This is a genomic window from Arthrobacter sp. SDTb3-6, from assembly GCF_013376095.1.
Classification (GTDB): Bacteria; Actinomycetota; Actinomycetes; order Actinomycetales; family Micrococcaceae; genus Specibacter.
Window position 1 is genome coordinate 1 of sequence record NZ_JAAMFN010000093.1, and the last position, 2,558, is coordinate 2,558.

At 61.0% G+C, this 2,558-nt stretch carries 2 protein-coding genes and 1 pseudogene; all 3 read left to right on the plus strand.

All coding sequences use genetic code 11. From position 1 onward, the window contains the following. Positions 1-992 (plus strand): nucleoside hydrolase (locus G6035_RS19375; RefSeq protein ID WP_218063383.1); only part of this gene is annotated, 992 nt, incomplete at its 5' end. 36 nt (positions 993-1,028) lie between these two features. After that, positions 1,029-1,997 (plus strand): nucleoside hydrolase, encoded by a 969-nt coding sequence (locus tag G6035_RS19380; RefSeq protein ID WP_176618735.1) that lies wholly within the window; start codon positions 1,029-1,031, stop codon positions 1,995-1,997. Between the two features lie 349 nt (positions 1,998-2,346). Next, positions 2,347-2,558 (plus strand): annotated as a pseudogene (locus G6035_RS20375) (ectoine/hydroxyectoine ABC transporter ATP-binding protein EhuA); the annotation flags it as partial.

Below are 2,558 nucleotides of genomic sequence, written 5' to 3' on the forward strand. Positions count from 1 at the left end.
CTAGGACCATCGTGCCCAATTCCAGCACCAATGAAGGAGAATCCATGAAGAACGTCATCCTCGACGTTGACACCGGCAACGACGACGCGGTCGCGATCATGATGGCCGCACTGCACCCGGACATCCGGCTGCTGGGCTGCACGACCGTTGCCGGGAACCTCCCCGTCGAAAACACCACCGACAACACACTGAGAGTGCTCAGCCACATCGCCCGCGCCGACGTTCCCGTGTACCGCGGGCTGGCAAAACCGTTTGCACCCCACCCCTTCCCCGTTCCCGAAGGCTTCACCAGCTCCGCCACACCGGTCCACCAGGTGCAGCTGGCACTGCCCGAAGCCACGACATCAGCACAGGCCACCACCGCCGTCGAATGGCTCATCGAAACACTGAGGGCCACCACGGAAAGGGTCACACTGATTCCAACCGCCCCGTTAACCAACATCGCCGCCGCAGTCACTCTCGCACCGGAAATCATGGACGCGGTTGACGAAATCGTCATCATGGGCGGCTCGACCACGCACGGCAACGAAACTTCGCAGGCCGAGTTCAACATCTACAAGGATCCGGTAGCCGCACAGGTAGTATTCAACGCCGGATTTGAGCGTTTGGTCCTGGTCACCCTCGACGCCACCCGCAAGGCACTCGTCTCCGACATCCAGTGCCGGGACCTGGCCGCGATGGGCAGCCCCGGCGCCATGGCCACGGCCCAAATCCTCGACTACTACATAAAGGGCAACGTCACGCAGTCAGTGGCCGCCGTCCATGACGCGCTGTGCGTCGCGTACGTCATCGATCCAACCGTCATCGATCTTCAACATCTCAACGTCGACGCAGACACCGTCGGCTTCCACACCTACGGGCGAACCATCGTAGATCTCAAGGGAATCACCGGGCGGGCCCCCAACGCGTTCGTTGCCCTGGACACCGACGCGGCGAAGTTCTACGACCTGCTCAAAAACACCGTGTCCCGCACAGCCGCCACCGCGGCCTGACCTACCCCACCCCCACCACCGAAAGAAGGAAAATCCATGAAACACTCCATCATCATGGACGTCGACACAGGAATCGACGACGCCATGGCCATCATGTTCGCCGTCAAAAACCCAGACATCGACGTCCTGGCGATCAGCTGCGTGTCCGGCAACGTCGGCCTGGACAGTGTCGTTGACAACACTCTAAAAATCCTCGACGTCGTTGATGCCCCGGACATTCCAGTCGCCGGCGGTGCAACCCGCCCGATGATCGAAAAGGCCCGCAGCGCCGCTTATGTACACGGTGAAGACGGACTGGGAAACCTCAACCTTCCAACCACCGCCCGCAAGGCACTTCCGGTGCACTCCGTTGAGCTGATACGAAAAACCCTCACCGACGCGCGCGAACCGGTCACCTTGGTCGCGCTCGCACCGCTCACCAATATTGCCCTTCTGCTGCGCACCTACCCGGAATGTGCCCACAAGATTGAACGCATCCTTTTCATGGGTGGTTCAGCGTCCGTTGGCAACGCAACTGCCGTCGCCGAGTTCAACATCTGGCATGACCCCGAAGCCGCACACATGGTCATCAACAGCGGCGTGCCACTGACCATGTACGGCCTCGACGTCTTCAACACCGTGGGCGTCGACGCACAGTCAGTCCACGCACTGGCAGAATCCGACAACAAGGTCGCACAAGTACTCGGAGGCCTGTTGGGCTTCCGCGTCCCAGGACCCGACGGCGAGCCTGATCGCTCCTTCAGCCTCATTGGTGACGCCGGCGCCGTATGCGCCCTCGTCGCCAACGAGCTCATGGACAGCCAAAGCTGCCCAATCCAGGTTCAGCTCGCACCCGGTGACAGCCGGGGCCAGACCATCGTGGACCGCCGCGTCCACATCGGCGAGGACACCATCCACGGCACCGCCGGGCAGTGGCCCACGGCGAACGTAATCTTCAGCGCCGACGTCCCCCAAGTGTTGGACCTCTTCCTCTCAACACTCAGCGTTCAACCAGTAACCGTCTAGTCTGCCTCCGCAGCAACGGCCGTGCCTGCGGAACTGCACGGCCGTTGCGGCGCGGGGACTTCCCGGCTCATACAACCAATGATTGCCTCGATCCGACCCTCCACTGTGGCACACCAAGTTGAGGAATTCCACAATGATCCCTTCGACCATCGTGCACAAACCTCCGCTGCCACGCAGATTGCCTGCATCGCCTGCGCCGGTCCGACCGCACACCGTCTGGCCTGTGGTCCGCGCCTTGGCTGGCAACTTAAGCTCACCTCGTGAGGCCTCGGCGGACCGTGAAGTCATCTGCCGGCGATAAACGGAGCCCGGGTTCCATAAGGAGTTTTGGCGAATCCAATATTTCGATGAACAGCGCGTCGCCATCGCAAGGGCACTTGCCATGAAGCCTGCAGTAATGCTGTTAGACGACCCTACTTCAGCATCGACCCGGAACTCGTCCAAGAAGTCCTCTCAGTCATCGCGGACCTGGCAAGTAACGGCATCACCATGGTGATTGTCCCTCACGAGATGAAACTAGCCCGCGACATTACCGACTGGGTTGTGTTCATGGAAGACGGC

Excerpts from the sequence above, each read along its gene's own strand:
- G6035_RS19380 (WP_176618735.1), top strand. The coding sequence starts at position 1,029 with ATGAAACACTCCATCATCATGGACGTCGACACAGGAATCGACGACGCC.